This is a genomic window from Granulibacter bethesdensis, assembly GCF_001889525.1.
Lineage (GTDB): Bacteria > Pseudomonadota > Alphaproteobacteria > Acetobacterales > Acetobacteraceae > Granulibacter > Granulibacter bethesdensis_C.
The window spans coordinates 197259-224180 of the sequence record NZ_CP018192.1 but is presented as its reverse complement, the minus strand read 5'-3'; the positions used below and the strand labels follow the sequence as shown (position 1 = coordinate 224180).

Annotated in this window: 22 protein-coding genes and 1 tRNA gene; 9 read left to right on the top strand and 14 right to left on the bottom strand. The window is 58.2% G+C overall.

What is annotated here, in order from left to right; all coding sequences use genetic code 11:
- Nucleotides 1-143: 143 nt before the first annotated feature.
- Nucleotides 144-695: a GNAT family N-acetyltransferase gene (locus GbCGDNIH6_RS00990; RefSeq protein WP_072562540.1), complete on the top strand. Its 552-nt coding sequence runs from the start codon at nt 144-146 to the stop codon at nt 693-695.
- Between the two features lie 26 nt (nt 696-721).
- Here the strand turns inward: GbCGDNIH6_RS00990 and GbCGDNIH6_RS00985 are convergent, their stop codons facing one another.
- The 3 genes from GbCGDNIH6_RS00985 to GbCGDNIH6_RS00975 are packed head-to-tail and all read right to left on the bottom strand — an operon-like array spanning nt 722 to nt 4551.
- The gene (locus GbCGDNIH6_RS00985) at nt 722-1390 is read right to left on the bottom strand and encodes a PqiC family protein (RefSeq protein WP_072562539.1); all 669 of its coding nucleotides are present in this window, start codon (nt 1388-1390) and stop codon (nt 722-724) included.
- 3 nt (nt 1391-1393) lie between these two features.
- Nucleotides 1394-3112, bottom strand: a complete 1719-nt coding sequence (locus GbCGDNIH6_RS00980; protein WP_072562538.1) for a PqiB family protein — start codon at nt 3110-3112, stop codon at nt 1394-1396.
- Nucleotides 3109-4551 carry a paraquat-inducible protein A gene (locus tag GbCGDNIH6_RS00975; protein WP_072562537.1) on the bottom strand — a complete coding sequence of 481 codons (1443 nt, stop codon included), beginning with the start codon at nt 4549-4551 and terminating at the stop codon, nt 3109-3111. Before GbCGDNIH6_RS00975 ends, GbCGDNIH6_RS00980 begins: the two co-directional genes overlap by 4 nt.
- A gap of 154 nt (nt 4552-4705) precedes the next feature.
- Between GbCGDNIH6_RS00975 and arsC the strand changes: the two genes are divergently transcribed.
- Both arsC and GbCGDNIH6_RS00965 read left to right on the top strand, forming a co-directional pair.
- A complete protein-coding gene (gene arsC / locus GbCGDNIH6_RS00970) occupies nt 4706-5083 on the top strand; it encodes an arsenate reductase (glutaredoxin) (protein ID WP_072562536.1) in 378 nt (125 codons plus the stop codon).
- A gap of 128 nt (nt 5084-5211) precedes the next feature.
- Nucleotides 5212-5286: transfer RNA gene (locus GbCGDNIH6_RS00965), tRNA-Thr, on the top strand.
- A 29-nt stretch (nt 5287-5315) separates the two neighbouring features.
- On the opposite strand, the gene GbCGDNIH6_RS00960 is transcribed toward GbCGDNIH6_RS00965, so the two are convergent.
- The 8 genes from GbCGDNIH6_RS00960 to GbCGDNIH6_RS00925 all read right to left on the bottom strand — a co-directional run bounded on the left by GbCGDNIH6_RS00960 (nt 5316) and on the right by GbCGDNIH6_RS00925 (nt 15000).
- Nucleotides 5316-6257, bottom strand: coding sequence for a DMT family transporter (locus GbCGDNIH6_RS00960; protein WP_081369896.1), 942 nt, complete (start codon nt 6255-6257; stop codon nt 5316-5318).
- A 109-nt stretch (nt 6258-6366) separates the two neighbouring features.
- Nucleotides 6367-7065: a response regulator transcription factor gene (locus GbCGDNIH6_RS00955; protein ID WP_072562535.1), complete on the bottom strand. Its 699-nt coding sequence runs from the start codon at nt 7063-7065 to the stop codon at nt 6367-6369.
- Nucleotides 7062-9761, bottom strand: coding sequence for a sensor histidine kinase (locus GbCGDNIH6_RS00950; protein ID WP_072562534.1), 2700 nt, complete (start codon nt 9759-9761; stop codon nt 7062-7064). Before GbCGDNIH6_RS00950 ends, GbCGDNIH6_RS00955 begins: the two co-directional genes overlap by 4 nt.
- Nucleotides 9762-10373 carry a potassium-transporting ATPase subunit KdpC gene (gene kdpC / locus GbCGDNIH6_RS00945; RefSeq protein ID WP_475689803.1) on the bottom strand — a complete coding sequence of 204 codons (612 nt, stop codon included), beginning with the start codon at nt 10371-10373 and terminating at the stop codon, nt 9762-9764.
- A gap of 20 nt (nt 10374-10393) precedes the next feature.
- Nucleotides 10394-12490: a potassium-transporting ATPase subunit KdpB gene (kdpB, locus tag GbCGDNIH6_RS00940; protein ID WP_072562533.1), complete on the bottom strand. Its 2097-nt coding sequence runs from the start codon at nt 12488-12490 to the stop codon at nt 10394-10396.
- A 15-nt stretch (nt 12491-12505) separates the two neighbouring features.
- Nucleotides 12506-14212: a potassium-transporting ATPase subunit KdpA gene (gene kdpA / locus GbCGDNIH6_RS00935; RefSeq protein ID WP_072562532.1), complete on the bottom strand. Its 1707-nt coding sequence runs from the start codon at nt 14210-14212 to the stop codon at nt 12506-12508.
- 3 nt (nt 14213-14215) lie between these two features.
- Entirely contained in the window at nt 14216-14305 is a 90-nt protein-coding gene (locus GbCGDNIH6_RS00930; RefSeq protein ID WP_072562531.1) for a potassium-transporting ATPase subunit F, read from the bottom strand.
- Nucleotides 14306-14598: 293 nt separating this feature from the next.
- Nucleotides 14599-15000 (bottom strand): hypothetical protein, encoded by a 402-nt coding sequence (locus GbCGDNIH6_RS00925; RefSeq protein ID WP_072562530.1) that lies wholly within the window; start codon nt 14998-15000, stop codon nt 14599-14601.
- Nucleotides 15001-15299: 299 nt separating this feature from the next.
- On the opposite strand from GbCGDNIH6_RS00925, the gene GbCGDNIH6_RS00920 reads away from it, so the two are divergent.
- Entirely contained in the window at nt 15300-15977 is a 678-nt protein-coding gene (locus GbCGDNIH6_RS00920; RefSeq protein ID WP_095413367.1) for a helix-turn-helix domain-containing protein, read from the top strand.
- A gap of 238 nt (nt 15978-16215) precedes the next feature.
- Here the strand turns inward: GbCGDNIH6_RS00920 and GbCGDNIH6_RS00915 are convergent, their stop codons facing one another.
- Nucleotides 16216-17247 (bottom strand): LysR family transcriptional regulator, encoded by a 1032-nt coding sequence (locus GbCGDNIH6_RS00915; RefSeq protein ID WP_072562529.1) that lies wholly within the window; start codon nt 17245-17247, stop codon nt 16216-16218.
- Nucleotides 17248-17358: 111 nt separating this feature from the next.
- Between GbCGDNIH6_RS00915 and GbCGDNIH6_RS00910 the strand changes: the two genes are divergently transcribed.
- From GbCGDNIH6_RS00910 to GbCGDNIH6_RS00890, 5 genes are all read left to right on the top strand, one after another.
- Nucleotides 17359-18618 carry a sarcosine oxidase subunit beta family protein gene (locus GbCGDNIH6_RS00910; protein WP_072562528.1) on the top strand — a complete coding sequence of 420 codons (1260 nt, stop codon included), beginning with the start codon at nt 17359-17361 and terminating at the stop codon, nt 18616-18618.
- A 60-nt stretch (nt 18619-18678) separates the two neighbouring features.
- Nucleotides 18679-18960 carry a sarcosine oxidase subunit delta gene (locus GbCGDNIH6_RS00905; protein WP_072562527.1) on the top strand — a complete coding sequence of 94 codons (282 nt, stop codon included), beginning with the start codon at nt 18679-18681 and terminating at the stop codon, nt 18958-18960.
- Entirely contained in the window at nt 18957-21977 is a 3021-nt protein-coding gene (locus GbCGDNIH6_RS00900; RefSeq protein WP_072562526.1) for a sarcosine oxidase subunit alpha family protein, read from the top strand. Before GbCGDNIH6_RS00905 ends, GbCGDNIH6_RS00900 begins: the two co-directional genes overlap by 4 nt.
- On the top strand, nt 21970-22485 hold the full coding sequence (locus GbCGDNIH6_RS00895) for a sarcosine oxidase subunit gamma (protein WP_072562525.1): 516 nt from the start codon (nt 21970-21972) through the stop codon (nt 22483-22485). Before GbCGDNIH6_RS00900 ends, GbCGDNIH6_RS00895 begins: the two co-directional genes overlap by 8 nt.
- Nucleotides 22486-22650: 165 nt before the next feature.
- The gene (locus tag GbCGDNIH6_RS00890; RefSeq protein WP_072562524.1) at nt 22651-24816 is read left to right on the top strand and encodes a TonB-dependent siderophore receptor; all 2166 of its coding nucleotides are present in this window, start codon (nt 22651-22653) and stop codon (nt 24814-24816) included.
- 85 nt (nt 24817-24901) lie between these two features.
- Here GbCGDNIH6_RS00890 and GbCGDNIH6_RS00885 read toward each other — a convergent pair whose 3' ends face one another.
- Both GbCGDNIH6_RS00885 and GbCGDNIH6_RS00880 read right to left on the bottom strand, forming a co-directional pair.
- Nucleotides 24902-25942, bottom strand: coding sequence for a WD40 repeat domain-containing protein (locus GbCGDNIH6_RS00885; protein ID WP_072562523.1), 1041 nt, complete (start codon nt 25940-25942; stop codon nt 24902-24904).
- Nucleotides 25939-26922 (bottom strand): CobW family GTP-binding protein, encoded by a 984-nt coding sequence (locus GbCGDNIH6_RS00880; RefSeq protein WP_072564211.1) that lies wholly within the window; start codon nt 26920-26922, stop codon nt 25939-25941. The genes GbCGDNIH6_RS00885 and GbCGDNIH6_RS00880 overlap by 4 nt, the downstream gene beginning before the upstream one ends.

Sequence of the window (26922 nt, the reverse complement as noted above, 5' to 3'; positions counted from 1 at the left end):
CTGGCTGTTACAATATCGTGACTGATCCATAACATGCCATGATCATAAAAGTCACCACAAAACAACTCATGGTTTACGATGACACTATGACCACTACTCTGAAATTTCAGTAATAGACCCCGATAACATCAAGATCACTCATCATGACATACCGCCTTCCCGATTTCCGCCCGGCACAACCGGAGGACAGTGCCTTCATCCAAAGCATTTACGCCCATCACGTGCTCCATGGAACAGGCACTTTTGAGGAAACGCCTCCCACAGTTGAGCAGATGGAGCGCCTGATCCACACCATCAAGAGTGAAGCCTGGCCATTTATCGTCGCTGAAGACCGCACCGGCATCATCGGCTATGCCTATGCAGCACAGTTCCGGGACCGTTCCGCCTACCGCTACTGCGCCGAGGACAGTGTTTACGTGCGTGAGGATGTACGAGGACAGGGCGTTGGCAAGGCACTCCTGACCTTGCTGCTTCATGAAAGCGCCCGGGCCGGTTTCAGACAGATGGTCGCGCTGATCGGGGATGCGGAGAATATCGGCTCGATCGGCGTCCATGCCACGCTGGGCTTCAAATCAGTCGGACGCCTGCGGGAAGTCGGGGTGAAACTGGGGCGCACACTGGATGTCGTGCTGATGCAGCGCGCCCTGACCGATCTTGATACAGGATCAGGACGGGAGAGTATCCAGTCGCTTTGACCCACTATCCCGCATCTGCTTCTTCATCACCCCTCCAGCCGGAGCACGTCAGGGGCGGTGCGTGCCACTGCGACGGCCATGGCATCGGCCATCTCTGCCAGAGCCGCACTCAGGGCCGCGACGAGGGAAGCCGTATCAGTCGCTGATCCTCCGCCTGAGATCGGATGACTGATCCGCACGGGCTGGGCCATCAAGGCGGTATGAGAGCGGGAGGAACGGATCGCGAATTGCGCCAACAGCAGCACAGAACCATCGCCGGGAGATTCAAAACGCTGCAGATCGGCTTCAACAATGACGGTCGGATCGGTAGAAATAGCCCCCGATTCCGAAAATACCGTCGATCCCGGCAGACGCAGCGACAAATCCTGTCGTAAAATCCGGTCCACCATATCGGTCAGAGGCTCCGCCCAACGCTGGTTGGAGGCCAGAAACACCCTGTACCCGTCGCTTGATCGAACGATTTCAGGCCGATCCAGATAGGCCGGCAGACCAACCCGGCGCAGCTCCACCAGCCAGTCACCCTGATAGACACGGGTCGATGGCACGGTCGCCAACGTGAAAAGCTGCGGATTGGGTGACGCACAGCCACTCAATCCTGCCAGCCCTGCGGCCAGACCGCCCAGCACCGCACGGCGTTTCACAGTTTCTGCACAGGCATGCCCGGAGCTGATCATGGCCGGTTGCTTGAATACCATGGATCAGTGTTCTCCTGCTTTGGCACGACCGAGAATCAGGGCCTCCGGGTGACGGTCCAGCAGATCGGCCAGAATCCGGATGGAACGGGCCGTATCGTTCAACTGGGCCATCAGGCGGTCCAGCTCCCGGTTGAAATGAGAATTCGCTCCGTACCCATTATCCAGCGAGCCGACCAGCGTATTGGCCCGGCTCAATGTCGACTGCAGATCCTGGCTGATTTGAGGCAGGCGGCGCAGCAAAGGGGTCGCTCCCTTATTGGCATTGTCCGCCAGCTCTCGCACGCTGGCCATCGTTTTGGAGACATCGCGCAACGTGTTACGAAGCTGTTCCCCTTTAGCGATTGCGGCCACCCCTTCCAGAGTCTGGTTCAGATTGGCACCGATCTCTGCGAAAGGAATGGCGTTCAGCTTGGCAGCAATTGCTCCCACAGAGGCTGTCAGCCCGGCGAAATCCGTCCCGGTGGCCTGTTGCAGCACGACTGCATCGCCTTCGCGCATCAGGACGCTATCCTGGCCGTTTTCATCCATCACCAGCTCGATCGCCTGCGCGCCTGTGATATAGCTTGTCGTCGCCAGCTTGGCACGCAGGCCGTGCCTGACCAGTGCCGCCAGCCGCGCCTCGCTTTCCTCCTTGGAAACAGGCGGTCCCTTTATTTTCAGCCGCTCAGGCTGGACGACAAAATGAACCGGCACAATGACCGTATTCGATTTGCTGTCGAACCCGAGATGAACATCGGTCACAAAGCCGACACGAATGCCGTAAATCAGCACCGGAGCATACTTGTCCAGGCCGCTGAGATCGCCCTTCAGATAGGTCACGAATTTCAGCTGCTCATGGTAATGGGAAGAAGAGGCAGTATCCTGATCACGAAACAGGAAAAAATTGGTTTTATCGGTGGCTTCCGGGGTTTCCAGCGCCTCATTGGGCGTATCAAACGCAACCGCGCCGGATAGAAGGGCCTGAAGACTTTCGATTTCCACCCGGAAATCCCCCCCGGAGGTGGAAACGCTCATGCCTGAAGCACTCCAGAAGAAGGAGCCTTCATGCACATATTGATCAAACGGAGCCCGGATGAAGATAGTCATGGTCCCCGATTCACCGGGTTTGCCTACATCCAGACTCAGAACCTCTCCCACGGGCCGGTCACGGAAAAAAACCGGGGCGCCGGTGCCGATCTGCCCGACCCTGAACGCCTTCAACGTAAAGGTCTTCCCCGGTTCATCCGACCGCACTGCCGGCGGAGCCTCAAGCCCCGTGAACTGATAACGATAATTCCCGCCCGGCCGACCCGGATCGAGTTCGATAAAGGCACCCGAAACGATGGTCTCCAGCCCCGAGATATCCCCTGCCGACAGACGCGGGCGCACCACCCAGAAACGGGCGTGATCGGTCAGAACGTTCTCCGCCTCCTGCCGCATGGCGATGGTGACCACGACATGAGACATATCATTGCTCAGATTGATCGACTGGACCGTGCCAAGATCAACCGCTTTGTGCCGCACCTTGGTCTGGCCCGCGACCAGCCCTTCACCGGTCTGAAAAGTCAGGGTGATGGTCGGACCTTCCTGACTGATGGTGCGGTAACCGATCCAGATCACGCAGATCGCCGCCAGAATCGGCACCAGCCAGATCAGGGAAAAGCGACGGCGGGGCAGGCCCTGCGGATAATCCAGCCCGTCATCATCCTCGGGAGGCAAAGGCGGCCGTTCGTTATTGCTCATTGGGACAGACCACCTTGGACGGAAACACGGGAAGAGGATGGCCGCCTGACTCTGTCAGGAAGCTCCTCAGCAACCTGATCACGGGAACGCCGTGTGCTCCTTTGCCGGTCAATCGCCGCATCCCACATCAGGCGCGGGTCGAAAGTCTCCGCCGCCAGCATTGTTATAATGACCACGCCGGCAAAGGCCAAAGCCCCCGGACCAGGCTGAATAGTCGCAATAAATCCCATATGCACCAGTGCAATCAGAATCGTCACCACGAAAACATCAATCATCGACCAGCGGCCAATCATTTCGATGACATGAAAAATCCTGGTACGCGTTTTCAAACCCTCCATACTGGGTCTGCGCACCCGCAGGATCATCCAGCCCAGCCCAATAACTTTCAGCACCGGCACCATGACGCTAGCAAAAAACACCAGTGCCGCCAGCGGCCACATATCCGCTTCAATCAGTTCCTTCACGCCACCAACAATCGTATGGGGAGAGGTATCGCCTAATGAAGTGATGATCATGACCGGATAGATATTGGCCGGGATGTATAAGAGCGCCGCTGCCACCACCAGCGCGATCGTTCTGGTGACACTGTCCGGCTGCCGGCGATGGAGGAAACTGCCGCAGCGGGGGCAGGAGGCATCATGATCCGCCCCCTCGACTACCAACCCACAGCCATGACAGCTGACAGCGCTCCGTTCATCAAAACGCGTTGTGGCCGCATTTCGGCGGGCCTCCCCCATCATCACCGGATCGGCGACCAGACCACGCGCCTCCAGCTTGTTCCAGGCATCACGGGGATCAAGCGCCCAATCCATCGCCGCCATCACCAGCATCAGGCCACCCAGAGCGTACAGCGCCACCCCGAAACGCACATGCGCCAGTGCCTCCAGACGGGAATAGGCCACCAGCATGCCGAGCATGAAAACTTCGATCATCGACCATGGCCGAACCCATTGGGCGACGCGCAGCAGAATATACAACTCCCGCGGAGGCTTGCGCATACGCGGTGCCGTAATGGCCGCCAACAGCCCGACAAGACGGAGAAACGGCGCAATCAGGGTCGTGAACATCACGATCAGCCCAAGCACCCACAGGCCATATTCCCAGAAGGCCAGGGCCCCACCCAGCATGGTACCGACATTTTCCCGGCCTCTCATATCGAAGGTGATATAAGGCATCAGGCCAACCAGAATGAACAGCGCCAGCCCGGTTCCGGCCAGCGCCACCGTATCGCGTTCAGGAGAGCGTGTCGTACGGCGCAGCACGGTGTGGCAGCGCGTGCAGTGCACTTCCAGCTGTGATCGCGGTGGTTGACGGTAAAACGCGCCACAGCCGGGGCATTCCAGCGCATGACGATGCACCACGATGGAAGAGGCGGTTCGGGAACGGGCAGCGTCGGCCGCTCCGTCAGGCTGCGAGTCTTGCTGCTCGGCATGAACCATGCTGGTCGCGGACGCCTTTCACTGAATGCCGTTCATCGATCTTTAGCGCGTTCCAGTCAGGTGTTCTATAAGGGTTCCGGGCCTGTATGGTTGCAAAGGCTGAGGACCCTGCCATTGCAATCATCCGGGCCGCCACGATGGGGAGTGACAGGCGATGACAGTGACGATCTACCACAATCCTGGCTGCGGGACGTCCCGGGCTGTTCTGGCCCTGATCGAGGAAGCAGGGCATAAGCCGGTGGTCATCGAATATATGAAAACGCCGCTGACCCGTCCCCAGCTTAGCGGATTGCTGCACCGGATGAATGGCACCGCACATGATCTGCTGCGCCGCAAAGGGCCGGCCTATGAACAATCCGGCCTCGACCGTCCCAACCTGACGGAGGAGGATATTCTGACCGCCCTTCTAGCGGAACCCGCCCTGCTCAACCGGCCCATCGTCGATACGCCACTGGGTGTCAAACTCTGCCGCCCTGCGGAAACGGTCATGGCCATTCTTCCGCCCGCACCGGCCGCGGAGAGCAAAAACTGATCTTTCCGGCTCAGGATGCGGGATATAAGGCGGCTTCTTCTCTTGCCGCCTGCGCCGGCTTTCTGTATATCGGCGCCGCTCAAGGATACACATGACCCGTCACAAGGTCTCTGGTTCGTATGCCTTATGCCGACATAGCTCAGGGGTAGAGCAACTGATTCGTAATCAGTAGGTCCTCGGTTCAATTCCGAGTGTCGGCACCATTTTCCGCCCGATAAGATCGAATTTATCGTCAGGCATGCCCTGCATCCGAACCGGACAGGCATAGCATGCCTCCGGCCAGTGCCATGCCCAGTCCCAGCAGATAGGCCGGGATCAGCGGCTCATGCAGAAACACCACCAGCCATATCGTCGATAAAGCGGGCGCTGCAAAGGCCAACGCGGTCAGACGGGCGGCGTGGGCTGACGACATCGCATAGATCCACAGGATGTAAGAGACCCCGTTGATCAACACTCCGTTCAGCAACAAGGCTGCCCATGCCGAGCGGGGTGGCAGGGTCAACCGGCTGAACAGAACCAACGGCACCAGCGAGCATAAAAGCGAGAACAGAAAAACCCAGACTGTGCCGGCAAACGCATCCAACCGCAGAAAACGGGACAAGACCGAAAAAAGCGTAAAGCTGAACGCTCCCAGCAGCACGACGCACAGTGTCGCGAAACCGGCTGCTGCCGTGCTCGCATCCGTCTCCGGCCCCGCTGGCAGCACGGCATGCCCCGCGGCAGACGCTGTGACCAGCAGAGCCAAAAAACCCAGCGCCATTCCAACCCAGCGTCGGAGACTCATTCGCTCGCTGAACACTGCCATGCCGAGCAATACGATCATTAGCGGCCAGCTCGATTGTGTGACCAGCACCGCCACACCATTGGCATGACCGTAGCCGTAATAAACCGCCAGATAGAAGAAACAATCGAGCATACCAAGCAACGCAGGCAGCATCAGCAGCCTGACCCGGCTGATATCTGCGCGTTTCGGCAGCAGATTGCGCCAGGCCCGACCACTCAGACGATGCACCACCAGCACGGCCAGCAACGACAGCAGGTTGGACCAGCTCATCATCTGGTAAAAATCGATCTGTGCCTGCGTGAGCTTCGAGACAGTTCCGATCAGGCTCCACAACAGCACGCAGGCCATGACAGCCAGCAGGGGACCGGTCCGGGATCCTCGAATAACCACCCTTGGCGGGCCTGCAGACGGCAAAGCATTTTCAGGGGGAACAGAAGGGGCCGTATACTTTGTCACGGGTCAGAACAACTGCTGCAGAAACCAGAAAAGATGGATGCCTTTACCTGTCCATATCATCCGCTTCTATCAAGCGATAGCCAATACCGGTCTCGGTGACGATACAGCGGGGCTGTTCCGGGTTGGATTCCAGCTTCTGCCTGATCTGCCGGATATAGACGCGCAGTTGCTGCACATCGCCCTGTGCGCCCCATAATCTGGACATGATATGCTGATGGGTCAGCACTTTTCCGGCATGCTGCACCAGCATCCTCAGAATGTCCCATTCACGCGGAGAGAGTTTAATCTCGTCCCCACCCTTGAAGACATGGCGTCGCACAAGATCGACCGATAAATCGCCGGAGACAAACACCGGCACAGTGCCTTCCGTTTGCAGGGAATGACGCAGCGCCGTGCGCAGACGGGCCACCAGCTCCGCCATGCCGAACGGCTTGGTAACGTAATCATCTGCCCCCATTTCAAACGCCGCCACCTTGCCGCGTTCATTATCCCGTGCCGAGAGAATCACCACCGGCAGAGTGGGAGCCATTTTCCTGATCTGCCGCAGCACCTCCAGCCCATCCATATCCGGCAGACCGAGATCGAGCAGCACGAGATCAGGCTTTTGCTCGACCAAAATCTGCATTGCCACGGCACCGCTGGCCGCTTCCGTGATCCGCCATGACTGTGATCCCAACGTGGTGCGCAGCAAACGACGAATGGCCGGCTCGTCATCCACGATCAGCACGCAGGGGTCGCTCATCTGTTCTCCGCCTCCACTGGAAGAGTGATCGTGAATTCAGCACCGGAGCGATCACTCCGGTTACGGGCCACGATCCCTCCCCCCATGGCTTCGATGAAACCCCGCGCAATGGCAAGCCCCAAGCCGGTACCCGGGCGGGAACGGTCAGCCGCACGGAAACGCGTGAATTTCTCAAACACGCTCTCCGTGTCCTGCACGCTGAGGCCGGCTCCCTCATCCAGCACGCGAATCGTCAGAACACCTGGGCCTTGCCCGATCATAATGCTGATCGGCGTGCCCGGCGGCGTGTATTTGGCCGCGTTATCGAGCAGATTGAACAGAACCTGCTCCAGCAGGACATCATCCAGCAAGGGCATGGGCAGGTCGGGCGCGACCTCCAGCCGCACCGGATGATCCGACAAAATGCGGGTGGCGCGAGACAATGCGCTGGCCGCCACCTCCGCAAGGTCCACCCGCTCCCGTCCTGGTTGCAATGCCCCGGCCTCCAGCCGGATCATATCGAGCAGATTCGCCACGAAGCGATTCAGCCGCTCGGCCTCCTCACGAATGGTCAGCAGCAATTCCCGCCGGTCCTGCTCCGTCAACAGCGCATCATAATCATGCAGGCTGGAGGCAGCCCCAAGGATAGAGGCCAGCGGCGTGCGCAGATCATGCGAGAGTGAGGTCAGCAACGCACCGCGCAGTTTTTCCGTCTCCGCGGTGAGACGTGCCTCATCCAGATCTTTTGCCAGACCGATCCGCTCGATCGCCAGCGCTGTCTGATCCCCCAGCGCATCCAGAAGCTGTTGCTGCTCGGGATACAACAGATGGTCCTCGGCATGGGCATCCAGACCGATCACCGCCACCGGCCCGCGACCCGTGCGCAGCGGGATGAACAGCCAGCCCACGCCCGGCAAGGTATCGGAGCCGCGACCGGCCATACGATCATTTTTCCAGGCCCAGCTTGCCGCCGCCAGATCATCGGCATCAATCTGCTCATCCGGGGTGTAGGATGCGCGCAGAATCAGCCGATCACCCTCCGGCATCAGGATCACGGCATTGCGTTCCAGCGCGGTGGCAATCTGATGGCACGCCGTCCACAGCAGATCCTCCAGCGTTACAATCCCCGACAAACGACGATTGAACTGATAAAGCGACTGCGTGATATCCGCCCTATGACGCGCCACCACCGCCTGATTCCGAACCCTCGCCCCCAGATGGCTGGCGATCAGGGCGGTGGTCAGAAAAAAGAACATGGCCACCACGTTTTCCGGTGCGGCAATGGTGAAAGTGTAAAGCGGGGGCAGGAAAAAGAAATTGAAACACAGCATCCCCAGCACCGATGCCCACAGGGAAGGCCATAAACCATATGCTACCGCCACCCACAGAATGGCGGTCAAAAATGTCAGCGATACATTACCGACTTCCAGAATCTGCCGCAGAAGCATGGCAGCCCCGGTTGCCACGCCGATGATCAGCGTGCTGCTGACATAGGGCATGGCCTGACGCGGTTCCGGGGCGAAAGGTGTCACCACGTCCTGATCATCATCACGGGATCGCGCAACGATATGGATTGGAAAACTGCCGCCCGCCCTGATCAGCCGGTTCGTCATCGAACGGCTGAACCAGCGTGCCACCCGTTGATACCAGTGCATCCGCCCTGCATGACCATCCGGATGGGCCGCCACAATCTGCGTCACATTATGGGCCCGGGCATAGGCCAGCGCATCCAGCGCCTCGTCCTGCCCGGGAATGGTGACGGTCTCTGCTCCCAGCGACTGGGCCAGATGCATCTGGCCTGCCATACGTGCCCTTGCATCCTCCGTGATGTCGCGTCCGGTCTCGACATGCAGCACGATCCATGGCGCATGCAGATGATCAGCCAGCCTCCTGCCATAGCGCAGGAGACTGGCATCCCGATCCTGCAGTGTCAGCCAGACCATGATCCGCTCCCCCGCCGCCCATGGGCCGGAAATGGCATTGGCCTTCATGTGATCGAGCAGCTGGGCATCAACCTGCTGCGCCGTCTGACGTAGTGCCAGCTCCCGTAACGCGGTCAGATTACCGGGCGAGAAATAATGCAGCATCGCCCGACCGGCCGCCTGTGGGGCGTAGATTTTACCATCACGCATCCGCTGCAACAGATCATTCGGGGTCAGATCGACCAGTTCGATCTCATCCGCTTCACTCAGCACGCGATCCGGCACCGTTTCCCGTACACGGATGCGGGTGATGCTGGCAACGATATCGTTGAGACTTTCCAGATGCTGGATATTGACGGTGGTCAGAACGTCGATCCCGGCGGAGATAAGCTCCTCCACATCCATCCAGCGTTTCGGATGACGTGATCCAGGCACATTTCCATGTGCCAGTTCATCCACCAGCACCGTCTGCGGTGCACGATGCAGGATTGCATCCAGATCCATCTCCGTCATCGTGCGATCACGATACGGAACAGAGCGAAGGGGAATGATTTCCAACCCCTCGACCAACGCTGCAGTGCCAGAGCGGCCATGCGTTTCCACGACGCCGATAACGAGATCAACACCCTCGCGCAGAAGATGATGCGCAGTGGTCAGCATCTCGCATGTCTTGCCAACTCCCGGCGCGGCACCAAGGAAAATCTTCAGCCGCCCGCGACGACCTTCCTGCCCTTCTTTTTCCGCCTGACGAAGCAGGGCGTCTGGATCAGGTCGTTCCGGGCGGGGGTCTTGCATTTATTTCAGCGTATCCAGAGCCATGTTGAGTTGCAGGACATTGACCCTCGGCTCCCCCAGCCAGCCCAGAAAAGGCTGTTCCGTCATCTGATTCACCAGCGCGACAATACGATCTTCCGGAAACTTGCGTACACGTGCAATGCGCTTCACCTGAAACATCGCTGCCTGCGGAGAAATATCGGGATCCAATCCACTGCCGGAGCCTGTCACCAGTTCCACTGGAATAGACAAACCCACAGCCATAGCCTCTGGATTTTCAGCTTTCAATGCCGCCACAGAAGCCGCCACACGATCAACCAACACTTTTGAGGTAGGGCCGAGATTGGATGCAGCGGAGGCCGCTGCATTATAAGGCGCGGATATTGTCACAGCTGCATTGGCTGGATCAGGCCCCATCGTTGCCGACAGGCGTGGATGAAAATAGCCGGGCTGCGTGAAATTCTGGCCGATCAGATGGGAGCCGACCAGTTTTCCATGGTCGTACACCAGACTGCCCCCTGCTTTTCCGGGCATCACCAGCGCGGATAAGCCGGTGATGGCAAGCGGGTAGAGAATACCCGTGATCAGGGACAGAAACAGAAAAACCATGATCGCGGGACGAAGGTGACGCATGATGATCATAACCTGTGCTCTCAAGCGAGGCCGAGGCTGACGACGATCATGTCGATCAGCTTGATGCCGATAAAAGGAACGACCATTCCGCCCAGCCCGTAAACCAGCAGATTGCGCCGCAGCAAGGATGCCGCCCCGACAGGGCGATACCGAACGCCTTTCAGGGCCAACGGGATCAGGGCAACGATAATCAGAGCGTTAAAGATCACCGCAGACAGAACCGCACTTTCCGGGGTGCCGAGATGCATCACGTTCAACGCACCGAGCTGCGGATAAAAGCCAATGAACATGGCAGGAATAATGGCAAAATACTTGGCAACGTCATTGGCAATGGAAAACGTCGTCAAAGCGCCGCGTGTCATCAAAAGCTGTTTTCCGATCCCGACGATTTCGATCAACTTGGTTGGATCGCTGTCCAGATCAACCATATTGCCCGCCTCACGCGCCGCCACAGTGCCCGTGTTCATGGCGACACCGACATCCGACTGAGCCAGCGCAGGTGCATCATTGGTACCGTCACCGCACATGGCCACCAGCTTGCCCGCCGCCTGTTCCTTACGGATCAGGGCCAACTTGGCTTCCGGGGTTGCCTGCGCCAGAAAATCATCCACGCCACTCTCCGCCGCGATGGCAGCGGCGGTCAGGGGATTGTCGCCGGTGATCATCACCGTGCGGATGCCCATGCTGCGCAGTTCCGCAAAGCGTTCCCGGATACCGCCTTTCACCACATCCTTCAGATAAATCACGCCCAACAGACGGCCACTATCGATCACCGCCAGGGGCGTGCCACCGGAACGGGCGATCTCATCCGCACTGTTCCGGACGGCCTGACAGGATGAATCGGAGAACGCCGCCTCCAACACGCTATCGACTGCCCCCTTGCGGATGCTGCGGCTGCCAATGTCGACCCCGCTCATCCGTGTCTGCGCCGTGAAGGGCACAAAACGGGCCTCCAGTGTTTGCATCTCCCTGCCGCGCAACGCAAATTTTTCCTTGGCCAGAACGACGATTGAGCGGCCTTCCGGCGTTTCATCGGCCAGAGAAGCCAGCTGTGCCGCATCGGCCAGCTCTTCTTCCGTCACGCCTGGAACAGGGATGAACGCTGCTGCCTGACGATCCCCGATGGTGATCGTACCGGTTTTGTCCAGCAGCAGCGTATCAACATCTCCGGCAGCCTCCACCGCACGACCGGACATGGCCAGCACATTGAAGCGGATCAGCCGATCCATACCTGCAATGCCGATCGAGGATAGCAATCCACCGATCGTGGTCGGAATCAACGTGACGAACAGTGCCACCAGAATGAACACCGAAATATGACCGCCTGCATAAGCGGCAAAGCTGGGAATCGTAGCGACGGCCAGAATGAAAATCAGCGTCATGCCTGCCAGCAGAATGGTCAACGCAATTTCATTCGGCGTTTTCTGACGTTGCGCCCCTTCCACCAGAGAGATCATTCGATCCAGAAACGTCTCCCCCTGCGCCGAGGTAATGCGGACGATGATCCAGTCAGACAATACCCGCGTGCCACCCGTCACGGCCGAACGGTCACCACCGCTTTCACGAATAACAGGAGCTGATTCACCAGTGATGGCGGACTCATCGACTGAGGCAATGCCTTCGATCACCTCACCATCACTGGGGATGAAATCCCCTGCCTCGACCAGCACAACATCGCCGACTTTCAGTTCAGGCGCGGCAGAACCCTGATACATACCGGTCGCCGAATAACGGCCATCACTGTCGGCAATCAGGCGTTTCGCCATCGTATCCGTTTTAGTACGGCGCAAACTGTCTGCCTGTGCCTTACCACGTCCCTCGGCAATGGCTTCAGCGAAATTGGCAAAGAGCAGCGTAAACCAGAGCCAGAGATTGATCTGAACCGCAAAACCGACATGGCTTTCACCAGAGAATATATCCCTGATCAAAAGAACTGTGGTCAGCAGGGTGACACTCTCAACCACGAACATGACAGGGTTATGCCACATCACACGCGGGTCAAGCTTGCGAAAGCTGTCGACCATAGCAGGCAGTATCAGATCACCCCGCAGAAGCTGGCTGCTACGCGGATGGACCCGCTCCGATGCGGCAGGCGCATTGGATGATAGAAAGGTCATGGACAAAAACGCCTTTCAATACAGGGTGCCGCGGAGCATCGACAGATGCTCGACGATCGGCCCCAGAGCGAGAGCGGGCAGGAAAGTCAGTCCGCCGACGATGATGATCACACCAGCCACCAAACCCATGAACAGACCGGTATCGGTCGGGAATGTTCCGGATGAAGGAGGAACGATTTTCTTGGCAGCCATGGATCCGGCAATGGCCAAAGCGGGCACGATCACAAAAAACCGCCCGATCATCATGCCGATCCCGAGTGTGATGTTCCAGTATGGATTGGCCGTCAGACCTGCAAAGGCACTGCCGTTATTCGCAGCCGCCGAGGTGTAGGCATAAAGCGCTTCGGTAAAACCATGCGGGCCAGTGGCAGACAACGCCGCCAGACCCGGTTTGACCACCACTGCAACAGCCGTAAATCCAAGCATCACAAGCGGCAGACACAACACTGCCAGCATCGTCATCTTGATCTCACGCGCTTCAATTTTCTTGCCGAGATATTCCGGCGTACGCCCAACCATGAGACCCGCCATGAACACTGCAATGATGGCGAACAGGATGAAGCCATACAGCCCTGCACCGACACCCCCGATGATCACTTCACCCAACATCATGTTGATCAAGGGCACCATGCCACCCAGGGGCAGAAAACTCTCATGCATCGCATTGACGGCCCCGCAGGACGCATCGGTTGTGACAGCAGCAAACAAGGATGATGCTGCAATACCAAAACGGGTTTCCTTACCCTCCATATTCCCCAGCGACTGATCAATCCCGAAAGCGGAAAAAGCCGGGTTTCCGTGTGCTTCGGCCCAGTAGACAACCGTTACACCCACAAAGAACAGAGCAGCCATAGCCGAGAATACTGCCCAGCCCTGACGCTCATTGCCGACCATACGACCGAACATGTTGGTCAGACCGGCACCAATGGCAAAAATACTGATCATTTCGACGAAATTCGTCAGCGCATCAGGATTTTCAAATGGATGGGCAGAATTCACATTGAAAAAACCACCGCCATTGGTCCCCAGCATCTTGATGGCTTCCTGCGATGCCACCGGTCCCAGCGCAATGGTCTGGTGGATGCCTTCATAGGTAGTGGCAACCACACTGCCCGAAAATGTCTGAGGGATACCTTCGAAAACATAAAACAGGCTGAGCACGACAGAAAGCGGCAGCAATACATATAATGTTGCCCGCACCATATCGACCCAGAAATTGCCGATGGCTTTTGATTCCCGGCGAGCAAACCCCCTGATGATAGCGGCAGCCACAGCAATACCCGCAGCTGCGGATACAAAATTCTGTACTGTCAGGCCGAGCATCTGGCTGAGATAACTCATGGTCGTCTCACCGCCATAGCTCTGCCAGTTTGTATTGGTGACGAAACTGACAGCGGTATTGTAGGCCAGATCAGGCGCCACGCTCCCCTGTCCCGCCGGATTCAACGGCAGGTAAGCCTGCAGACGAAGAATAGCATAGACGGCCACGAAGCAGACGATTTTAAAACTGAGCAGCGCCAGCGCATAGTGCGACCAGGACTGCTCCTCCTCCGGCCTCACACCTGAAAACCGGTACAATGCCCGCTCCACCGGCCCCAGAATGGGCGACAGAAAGGTTCGCCTGCCCTCCAGCAAGGCGACCAGAAATCCCCCCATCGGCCTTGTGAGTGCCAGAACGCAGAGAAAGAAAATGCCGATTGTGATCCATCCTGCCATGGACATGGTTCAGAACCTTTCCGGCCGGATCAGAACGGCGGCAACATAGACCAGCAAAAAAATAGTCACACCACCTGCCAGAACAAAATCAAAGGTCATGACTCATATCCTCGCGCATGCCATCACGAAGCCGATACAGACGATAAAACCCACCAGTCCAAGGCCGACATAAAATCCGTCGAGCATTTCAAACTCCTCTGCAGATCAGGTTTATCGCGCGACCGGGATAGGAATGAGAGAGGAAGAAACCTACTGGCGGTATAGGAATCTCATAGGCACCGAAACAAGAGCCTGTTTTGCAAAAGAAATATTGTTATGCAGACTCTCCGGAGCGGGTCGACCCGCTCCGGGGATAGTTGTTCATCAGGATAAAAATTTTTTGATACGGATTTTCAGTAATAATAAAAGGGTGACCACGGCCCCCATGCAGACCATTCCATGGCGTAATCCTGATCCATCGATGCTGTTGCCTGCTGCTCATCCGCAAGATGCTGCTCAAACACTTCATGCCGATAGTTGCTGTAAGCCTTCTGGTCACCGACATACACACAGCCGCATAGGGTCGGATCGGAATAGACATACAGCATCTGACCATTGCGTACCTGCCGGATAAATTTATGGGGCGGCAAGGTTTTCATGGAGGCAAGTCTCGCAGGGGTATCAGGCAGATGAGGAACGAAACCGGCCGCTGCCAGCTTGTTTTCCTTCTGGGTCACGTTCTGGCCGCATCCTGTAGCAGCAAACAGAATGGCAACCATCGGCAGAACACGGGCCACAAAATTTTTGCAAGACATCACTGATCCCTGTTTTTAAATCAAACTCAGTATAGTGCATTATAAAAAATCTTCATCAAGAGAAATTTGCTAGTTCCAATAAAAAACATTTCTTGAAAAAGTATCAAATTATGGAAGTTTTATATAAAAAATCTTTATTAAAAAAGAGGTATTACAACACTAGAAAAATTAGATTATTTTTTATTTGCTATTTTTCTGATGATCGTTTTTGTACATTATATTTTAGTACAATATCAAATTTCTTTACGGCCCATCAGAATATGGTTCTATATTCTGCTTAAAAGGATTTTCTCTGTAGCATGAACAAAAAAGTTACCTCCCAGACATCTGACAGGCAGCCTCCTGCATCTGTCGATGTGCCTTTGATTACCGGCTCCAATGCCCCCCCTGTCAGAACGGAGGCGCCTCCTGCTTCGCTGGAGGCCGCTATTGGCGCGAAAGTGCGCCGCCTGCGCCAGCGTCTTGGCATTACGGCGGCCGATCTGGCGGCGGAAGCGGATTTATCAGCCGGAATGCTCTCGAAAATCGAAAACGGCTCTACATCTCCGTCACTGGCCACGCTTCAGGCATTGTCCCGCGCTTTGAATACACCAATCTCAAGCTTCTTCAGCGATTTCGATGAACGACGCGATTGTAGTTATGTTCCAGCCGGTATGGGCCTGAGCATTGAACGGCGCGGCACCAAAGCAGGGCATAAATACGAGCTGCTGGGGCATTCTCTGGGCTCCGGTCTGGCCGTGGAGCCATATCTGATCACCCTCAGCAAGGATGCCGCCCCCTACACGCAGTTTCAGCACAAGGGAACAGAACTGATTTATATGTTGTCGGGCAGCATTCGCTACCGCCACGGGGATGGGCTTTATACTTTGAATCCCGGTGATATGCTGTCTTTTGATTCGGCAGCACTGCATGGACCGGAGGAGCTGACAGAACTGCCAGCCCAATTCCTGTCGATCATCGTTTATAATCGGGAATGATCGATAACGGATACTGAGTCGCAATCAGAAGAGGCTGGTCCCGGAACCGCTGCCCTACGGACACAGGCGCGGTGGTCAAAGGGGCTGCAAACGCAGCTGCCGGAGCACTCATCAGAAATGCGGCAGACAGGATCTTCGTGAAACGGAACGACATCGGCTTCGCCTTTCGATAGATCAGGCACGGGGATATACTCTGGCGTGGCATTGCCGATTCTGATCGTTCCGGCATTGATATGTCTCAATCACCCATCCCGTGATCGGCATTGGGGCCGGTCATGGATGATAAGGGTGGCAGCAGCTCCGTTTTTCCTTCACAAACCCAGCCCATAGAACGGCGCAGCCACGGCATGGCCTCAGCCTCCAGCGCCTTGCGCACCCCCTGTGCCAGGGAACGCGGCACTGTTCCAAGCTCCCTTCGCCGCGCGACCAGGGTCAACTGACGCCGCAGGGATGGTCCCGGCAAAGGCAGGCAGCGTATGCGGTTCAAATCCGTACGTGCCTCATAGATACAGAGCGGCGTGGTCATTCCCCAGGCAATCCCCTGCTCCACCATTGCCATAACGCCATAAGGCGTATCGAATTCCTGATGACGTGGCAGATCCAGTTGCAAACGGCGCAGATGCCGCTCTATGTCGATCCCCGTGCGGGAGCGGGCACTATACCGGGCCAGCGGCAGTCGCTCAGACAACGCGGTCAGAGAGGCAGCAGCGGATAATCCCCCCGGCAGATCAACCCCGGATGGAAGCGCCAGGATATAAGGCTCGTCGAACAGATTCCAGCGTTCCAACCCGTCCAGATCCTGCAACGCATCCGTGCCGAGGCAGATATCCAGATGCCGCGTCAGCAATGCACTGGCATGGCTGGCGGTCAGGCCGGACAAAAACATGACCTGATCAGCCATCGTCTCCAACTGTTGCGCCAGAGGCCCCAGCACGGCGCGGGACAGGGAATCGACCATCCCGATCCGCAGCAGCGCCAGACGCCGCTGACGAACCTGACGCAGCAGCGGGGCAATCTGCCGCGCCTCCTCCAGCAATGCCGCGCCGCGCTGCCGCAACAGCACCCCTGCCGGCGTGGGTGAAAGCGGTCTGACACCACGATCCAGCAACGCAACACCGGTGCGTTTCTCGATCTCGGCAATGGCCTGCGAGACAGCCGGTTGCGACAAGCCCAGCCTGCGCGCCGCACCAGCCATGCCGCCTGCATCGCAGACCGCCAGAAAAATCTCTAGCAGGCGCAGGTCAAATGGCAGTCCGGGACTGTGCAACATGGGCGATCTCCTCAGAGGCAGGAGTATAAGAAAAAATTATACCCTGTCCCATCGCCTCCACCGCTACGTTTTCCCGCATGCGCCCCATGCGCCCGCCGGAGAAGCATTGCCGTGTTGTCAGACCGCTATTCCATTCTGTCCGTCATCTCACAGGCGCTGCGTGGCCATAAAGGGTGGAAACCCGCTTGGCGTGATGCCGCGCCCGCCCCATCCTATGATGTCGTGATCGTGGGTGGCGGCGGACATGGATTGGCCACAGCCTATTATCTTGCCAGTCGTTACGGCATCCGCAACGTCGCCGTGCTGGAAAAAGGCTGGATCGGCGGCGGCAATGTCGGTCGTAACACCACCATTATTCGTTCCAATTACGGGCTGCCGGGCAATATCCCGTTCTACGAACTGTCCATGAAACTGTGGGAGACTCTGGAACAGGACATCAACTACAACGCCATGGTCAGCCAGCGCGGTGTGCTGAACCTGATCCATTCCGATGGCCAGCGCGACGCCTATGCGCGGCGCGGAAACGCCATGCGACTGCACGGGGTGGATGCAGAGCTGCTGGACCGCGAGGCAGTGCGTGCAATGTATCCATTCCTGAACTTTGATCACGCACGCTTTCCCATCAAGGGCGGTCTTCTGCACAGACGCGGCGGCACGGTACGGCATGATGCGGTGGCATGGGGCTATGCCCGCGCCGCAGACCGTCTGGGTGTAGACATTATCCAGAACTGTGAAGTCACCGGGCTGAAAATCGAACATGGCCGTATTCTCGGGGTCGACACGAAACGGGGCTTTATCGGTGCGAAAACGGTGGCGCTGTCAGTGGCCGGCTCTTCCAGCAAGGTCGCGGCCATGGCGGGTATGCGGTTACCGATCGAAAGCCATGTGTTGCAGGCTTTCGTCAGTGAAGGTTTGAAACCGGTCATTCCCGGCGTCATCACCTTCGGCGCGGGGCATTTCTATATCAGCCAGTCGGATAAAGGCGGCCTTGTGTTTGGCGGCGATATTGACGGCTACAACTCCTACGCCCAGCGCGGCAATCTGCCGACCATCGAGGATGTGTGTGAAGGCGGCGTCGCGCTGATGCCCGCCATTGGCCGGGCCAGATTGCTGCGGCACTGGGCCGGGCTGATGGACATGTCGATGGATGGCAGCCCGATCATCGACCGTACTCCGGTTGACGGGCTGTATCTGAATGCAGGCTGGTGTTACGGCGGCTTCAAGGCGGTTCCCGCGGCAGGGCTGTGTCTGGCCCATCTGGTTGCCACCGGCACGCCGCATGAGGTTGCCAGAGCCTATCGTCTGGACCGTTTCGCCACCGGTCATGTGATTGATGAAAAAGGCATGGGCGCACAGCCCAACCTGCACTGACACGATTTCCGAACCGGCTTGATTTGAACGAAGATCAACGACACTGAAAAGGACCAGGATATGCGCATCGCCTGTCCCTGTTGCGGCCCGCGCGGCCTGGAGGAATTCCTGTATCGTGGCGATGCCACCCGCACCCTTCCGGCGGCCTCGGCCAGAACGGAGGCATGGGCGGACTACACCTATCTGCGCGACAATCCGGCAGGGGGGCATGAGGAATACTGGTTCCATGCCGCCGGTTGTCAGAACTGGCTGCGCGTCAGGCGTGATACGCGCGACCACAGCATCCTCAGCGTCATACTGGCCCGCGATCCGTCCGCCTCTGCAACGGGAGAGGTACGATGAACGCCCCCCTTTCCCAAAGCTGCCGTCTGCCCTCCGGCGGCATGATCGATCGCACCAGCCTGCTGCGTTTCCATTTCGACGGGCGCTCCTATACCGGCCATGCGGGCGATACGCTGGCTTCCGCCCTGCTGGCCAACGGGGTAAAACTGGTCGGGCGCTCGTTCAAATATCACCGCCCGCGCGGTATTCTTTCGGCGGGCGAGGAAGAACCGAACGCGCTGGTGCATCTGCGCAGTGGCGCAAGGCAGGAACCGAATACCCGTGCGACGACAATCGAGTTGTTCGACGGGCTGACCGCCACCAGCCAGAACCGCTTTCCGTCGTTGCGTTTCGATCTGCTGTCGGTCAACCAGTTGATCTCACCGTTTCTGACGGCGGGGTTCTACTACAAGACCTTCATGTGGCCTGCCGGGTTCTGGGAAAAACTGTACGAACCCGCCATTCGCCGCGCCGCCGGTCTCGGAACGCTGTCAGGCGAGGCCGATCCTGATCGCTATGAAAAAGCAACGGCTTTCTGTGACGTTCTGGTGATTGGCTCCGGTCCGGCCGGTCTGGCAGCGGCGGTCGCGGCGGCACGGACCGGAGCCCGCGTCATTCTCGCCGAGCAGGATCATCGTTTGGGCGGCCGCACCCTGACCGAGCGCCGCGACATCGACGGCCAGCCCGCCGCGCAATGGGCCGCAACGATGGAAGCCGAACTTGCCGCCTGCGCGGAAGCCCGCATCTTCCGCCGCACCACCGTGTTCGGAGTATATGATGGCGGCACGTACGGCGCGCTGGAACGCGTGGCCGATCATCTGCCGGTGACTCCAGATCATCTGCCACGCCAGCGCCTGTGGCGCTTCATTGCCCGTCGCTGCGTTCTGGCCACCGGCAGCATCGAACGCCCGCTGGTTTTCGACGGCAATGACCGCCCCGGCGTGATGCTGGCAGGCAGCGTCAGAAGCTATGTCAATCGCTTTGCCGTGCGGCCCGGTCAGCGCGCCGTGATCGCCCTGAACAATGATGATGCCGCCCGCACTGCGGCCGATCTGGCGGCAGCCGGACTCTCCATTGCCGCCCTGGTCGACCAGCGGGCGGAAACCTCGCAGGCCGTACGCGATATCGCCCACCGCACCGGTGCAAGGCTGTTTGCCGGAGCACACATCAAAAAAGCGCATGGCGGCGCAAGCGGTATACGCAGCGTCAGCGTCGCGGGTACCGATAGCGGAGTCGCCACACTACGCGCTGATCTGCTGGCCATGTCGGGCGGCTGGACACCGGCCCTGCATCTGACCACCCATCTCGGCGGTAAACCGCGCTGGGACGGCACGATCAGCACCTTCCTGCCCGATACCGACAGATTACCGCCCGGTATGAGGGTGGTGGGGGCTGCTGCAGGCTGTTTCAGCCTCGGCAGAGGAATTGCCGAAGGAACGCATGCAGGGCTGGAAGCGGCCGAATCCTGTGGGTTCTCGCTCCCTTCAGCCCCTGCGCTTCCGGCCACGGATGATCTCGATGCCGATCCGGCCCAGCCGCTGGGTACCCTCCGCAGCATCAAGGGCAAGGCTTTTATCGACTTCCAGAACGATGTTACCGCGAAGGATGTGGCGCTCGCGCATCAGGAAGGCTTTGTTTCGGTCGAGCATCTGAAGCGCTACACCACGCTGGGCATGGCCACTGATCAGGGCAAAACGGCCAATATCAACGGGCTGGCCCTGATGGCGGGAATCACAGGGGCCGGCATTCCCGCCACCGGCACCACCGGCTTCCGTCCCCCCTATACACCGGTTTCGATCGGTGCGCTGGGGGGAGCGCATCGTGGACCGCAATACCGTCCTCGGCGCCTCACCCCGCTGCATCGCTGGGCCGAAGCACGCGGCGGCGTATTCACCGAGGTCGGGCAATGGATGCGCGCCCAATATTTCCCGCGTCCGGGAGAATCCGACTGGCTGGCCACCGCCACCCGTGAGGTCAATGCCGTGCGGAACGGGGTCGGGTTCTGCGATGTCTCCACGCTCGGCAAGATTGATATACAGGGCGCAGATGCAGCCGAATTTCTCGACCGGGTCTGCGTCAATCGCCTCTCACGCATTCGCAGCGGTCGCGCCGGATATCTGGTGATGCTGCGCGAGGACGGCTTCGTGCTGGATGACGGCACCGCCGCACGGCTCGGAGAAGATCATTATCTGCTGAGCGCTTCCACCGCCCATGCCGGGCAGGTGTTCCAGCACCTCCTCTACTGCCATCAATGTCTGTGGCCAGAGCTGGACGTGCAGATTGCCTCCGTCACCGAGCAATGGGCGCAGATCGCTATTGCAGGTCCACGGTCACGCGATGTTCTGCGTCGTCTGATCGACCCTGCGTTCGATCTGTCCCGCGAGGCATTCCCGCGCATGAGCGTGGCCGAAACCATGCTTACGGATGGAACGCCTGTACGGTTGTTCGGCCTCTCCTTCTCCGGTGAGCTGGCTTATGAACTGGCCGTCCCCGCCCGTCATGCAGCCGGGATTGCAGACCGGCTGATGGAGGCCGGGGCCGAGTTCGACATCACCCCCTACGGCACCGAAGCCATGGGGATCATGCGGGTGGAAAAAGCCTATCCGGCGGGCAGCGAGTTAAACGGACAGGTCACGCTGCATGATCTGAACGCCGGAGGATTGATGGCCGACAAGGAATGCCTCGGTCGTGCCATGGCATTGCGCCCGGCCCTGACGGATCCCGGCCGTCCGCGCCTGATCGGCCTGCGCCCGGTCGATGCCGGCTTCCAGATCGACCCCGGCATCAGAATGAGGGCCGGGGCCCATCTGCTGCCCCGCGGCGCTGAAGCCAGTGCCGCCCATGATCAGGGATCCATCACCTCTGCCGTCTATTCTCCCACTCTTGGCCATTGGATTGCGCTGGCACTCCTGCGTAACGGGCCTGAAAGGGCGGGGGAAATCATCCGCGTCTACGATCCCGTGCGCGGAGAAGATTATCTGGCCGAAATCGTTTCCTCCGCCTTCGTCGATCCTGCCGGAGACCGCTCCAATGTCTGAAACACCTTTTGTGATGACGGAACAGAACCGGGCCATCGCGCTGGTCAGCACCAGACGGAATGGCCATTCCGCCCTGCGGGATGCCTTCCTCATCGGGTACGGCATCCCCCTGCCCGAGACCGGAAAGCGCAGCGCCGTACCCGGTATGGAGATGCTGTGGAACAGCAGCAGACAGTATCTGGTCATCGGTCATGATCCTGGCCTTGCATCGAACATACAGGCTGCCGCCGGTAGCAATGCCTCGGTCACGGAACAGGGGGATGGACGGGTGATTCTCCATCTCTCCGGCACTGCCGTCAGGGATGTGCTGGCGAAACTGGTCCCGATCGATCTGCATCCACGCAGTTTCGGCCCGGAGGATACAGCCATCACCACCATGGCCCACGTCACCGTGCAGATATGGCATTCCGATCAGGAAAACGGTTTCCATCTTGCCATTCCCCGCAGCTATGCGGACTACGCCATCGCCATGATCACCGAAGCCGCCCGCGAGTGGCAGGCCGGTTAACCACAGATGAACAATCGGCAATCACCACAATCTCCTTAAAGCGTTGCCATTTAGCAACGCTTTACAATCAACTTTAAATGAGAACGATTATTATAATCATTACCTCTTCCAAAAGGGGAAGCGTTTCCGGTAAGCGCCGTTGCCACGTGAGCCGGAGAATTTCAGATGAAACTCAAAGCCCTTCTTCTCGCCAATGCCGCCATGACAGCCGGAATGCTGGCTGTCATGCATCAGGCACAGGCCGACAGCGCGGCACAGAAAACTGCGCAGGCCGAGACATCGGCCTTACCCACCCTGTCCGTACAGGGGCAGAAAACGACCGCCAGCACCCCGGTGCAGGGATTTCTGGCAACGCGCGATACCAGCGCCACGAAAACCGACACGCCTATTCTGGAAACACCGCAAGCCGTGACGGTTATTACCCAGGACCGCATGCAGGTACTCAATACGCGCAGTATCACTGAAGCGCTTCGCTATACGGCAGGCGTCAATGCGGATTCATATGGCGCTGACGTGCGGGGCTTCTATGGCTCCATTCGTGCCTTTACCCCGGATGTCTATCTGGACGGTACGCGCACACCCATTACCACCACCTCTCAGGCATTCCAGATCGAGCCATGGGGTATGGAACGCATTGAGGTACTGCGTGGAGCGGTCTCTCCACTGTATGGTTCAGGTAATCTCGGCGGTCTGATCAATGCCGTCAGCAAAACACCCAGGCTGAACCAACAGAACCAGATGCAGATTCAGGGTGGCTCCTTCGGTCGTATTCAGGGTGCGGTGGATGTGGGGGGGAAACTCAACAAGAGCGGAACACTGCTGTGGCGTTTCAATGCCTTGTTGCGCGATTCAGGCACCGGTTACAAAAATATCAAAAACAATCGCATTTATGTTGCCCCATCCATTGCGTGGAAACCGGATGCCGATACCAGTGTGATCCTGCTGGCCAGCTACATGCAGGATGATGCAGGATCATCCGCCCAGTTCCTTCCCGCCAAAGGCACAGTCCTGCCCAATCCCAATGGTCGGATTCCGCGTGACTTCCTGAATGGCGATGAACAGTTCGACGTTTATTCCAAGCGCCAGATCGCTGTCGGATATGCAGCAGAACATCATATCCTGTCGAACTGGGTGGTACGCCAGAATATGCGCTTTGCCCATATCGACCTGAATTATCGCTCCATCTACGGAAATGGATATGCTGGCCAGAGTCTGCGTACACTGAACCGCGTCGCGATGTGGCAACAACCTATCATGAACACGGTGACGCTGGATACAAATACGGAATACAAGATCGCTACAGGCCCGATCGGCCATGACATTCTGTTGGGTGTCGATTTCCGTAGCAATGCCAACCAGCAACGTAACGCGAGCCTCAACGGTCCTACGCTGGATGTTTTTGCACCTGTCTATCGCAGCTTCACATGGCCGACTTTCGCAGGCCCGCGCGGTGTCACACTCACCAGCACCAACCAGACACAGACACAGACCGGTGTCTATCTGCAGGATCAGCTCTCCTACCAGAACTGGCACCTGACGCTGACCGGACGGCAGGATTTTGCCTCCACCTCCACGGTGAACAATCTGAAAAAATCCACTGCTTCCCAGGATAATCAGGCTTTCACCGGTCGTGCCGCCCTGCTTTATGCATTCCCGAGCGGTGTCTCACCCTACGCAGCCTATTCCACATCGTTCCTGCCGCAGGCTGGCACAGATATGCAGGGCAATGGCTTCCAGCCTCTGACCGGTGATCAGGTCGAAGTCGGCATCAAGTATCAGCCTCCCTCGACCAACATTCTGTTCACGGCGGCGGCCTATGATCTGCACCAACAGAACGTGCTGACTCCGAACCCGATTGCACCCACATTCAGCGTGCAGACGGGCGAGATCCGCAGCCGCGGCATCGAACTGGAAGCAACCGGCAAAATCACCCGGAACCTTTCCCTGATCAGTGCCTTCACCTATCAGGAGCCGCTGATTACAAAGAGCAATGTGGCCGGTGCAACCGGATCACGACCCGTCGCACAGGCGAGCCACATGGCATCCGTGTTTCTGGATTATACTTATCCGATCAGCGAAGATCTCAGCGTAGGGCTTGGGGCCGGTACCCGCTATACTGGTGAAACAGCCGGTGCCGTACCCAACACCTTCACGGTACCGAGTTTCCTGCTGTTCGATCTGGTAGCACACGCGGATTACAAGCAGTGGCGCCTGCAGGTAAATGCCACCAATTTGACCGATAAAACATTTGTCGCCGCATGCAGCAGCATCAATGCCTGCGGGTATGGTCAGGGCCGGGCCGTGTTTGCCTCTCTCGGATACCGCTGGTAATCAACAGCCCCTTCTATAAAAACAGCTCCCGGTCTATGATCGGGGGCTGTTTTTTGTGCGCTGACATTCAAAAAATAAAAAGCGCCTAGTCCTGCCGTGAGAAATCGATCCAGGCGGCAAAGCCAGTTTCAGTGCCGAATGCAAGATGACGCCCATCCGGGCTCCATCGCAGCACAGTGATCTCTCCACGACCAGGTGCACAGATCGGCAGAATACGACCAGATTCAATATCGGCCATGACAGCCAGCCCGTCGGAGTATCCTGCCGCCACCGCCTCATGACGCGGGTGGCAGGCTACCGCCGTGCACAAACCATCCGGAATTGGTGCCAGTTCCATGGGCTGTTTGCCCATCGGACCACCACCGAAAAACGGCCACAGCACAATGGCTTCGGCCCCGGAACTCGCCAGCCATCGACCGCTTCTGGAAAAAGACAGCGACCGTGTTTTGGCGGGATAGCCGCTCATACGCATGTGATGCCCGTCACTCAGCCGCCAGCCATGCAGAGAGTTTTCCTGCATGGATGTCACCACCGCTTCCGCTGCCGGATGCACGGCCACACCGGTATGGCTCCCTTTCCACGCGAGAACACGAGGGTTGTCGGTTTTGGACGCCACATACCAGATGCTGACGCCATTATAGTGGGAGGCAAACAAACGCTTGCCCTTCGCATCAAAAGTCAGCCCGGTGACCGTGGACGCATGCTCAAGCGTTTTCAGCAGCTTTCCCTGTGCATTGAAAACATGCACCGCCCGGCCTGCCGTACAGGCAATCACTCCGAGTTTACGATCCGGATGCACGGCGATGGTCTCTATCCATTTGCCCTTGAAACCGGCCAATGTCTCCACCGTCCAGTCAGACCGGATCAGACGTAACTGGCCGTCATCGCCGCCAGACAGAAAGCCATCCCCCGCGGGAGAAGCACAGAAAGAAAGTAGTCCGTCCTCATGCGTCCTGATCTGAATTTTTTCAGTCGGATCGGACAAAGACAGCACGTGGACACAGCCATCCGCCGCCGCAAAGGCCACATGCGACTGGCTGAATGCCACACCGATTGCATAGGCTCCAAGCTGTACCTGCTGCCCGCGGGACGTCAGCAGGAAGTCCTCATCCATCTCCCCGCTCATGATACCGCCGCACGGCATGCCTCAAAACCGCGCCGCAATTGCGGGCGGTTCAGATCGCGGCCGATAAACACGATCCGGCTGCGCTGCCCCGGCTCCGCCGGGCCGATGTAATCGCCATCCGCCAGCATATGCACGGCTTGAAACGCAAAGCGTTTATCTTCACCAGCATAGTGTAAAATTCCCTTGGTGCGCAGCAGATCCTGCCCTTTGGTCTGAAGCAGCTCGGCAATCCACGCATTGAATTTCTGCGGATCGAGGGGCCCATTCACTTCCAGGCTGATGCTTGTCACCCCCTCCGAATGATCATGCGAGTCATGATCGAGGAAATCAGGGTCGTTTGCCAGAATGCGATCCAGACTGAATGCGTCCAGTCCAAGCAGTTCAGTGACCGGCACATCGGCGCGGTGGGCGCGACGGATCACGGTATGCGGGTTGATGGCCTTTATTCTTGCCTCCAGCGCATCCAGTTCTTCCGGCGTGGCAAGATCGGTCTTGTTGAGGATGATGACATCCGCGAACGCGATCTGGGTCACCGCCTCCGTGCTTTCTTCCAGCTGACGCGGCAAATGTCGGGAATCCACCACCGTCACGATCGCATCCAGCCGGGCATTACGCCGCACATCCTCATCCATGAAGAAAGTCTGTGCGACCGGGGCGGGATTAGCGAGACCGGTGGTCTCGACGATAATACCATCGAAACGCCCACGCCGCTTCATCAGCCCGGAGATGATGCGGATCAGATCACCACGCACTGTGCAGCAGACACAGCCATTGTTCATTTCGAACACTTCCTCATCCGCATCGACGACGAGGTCGTTATCCACGCCCAGCTCACCGAATTCATTGATCACCACGGCAAATTTCTTGCCATGTGGCTCCGTGAGGATGCGGTTGAGCAATGTCGTTTTACCGGCACCCAGAAAGCCGGTCAGCACAGTGACGGGAATGTGTGGCGGAGCGGAAGCAGCTGTGTCTGTCAT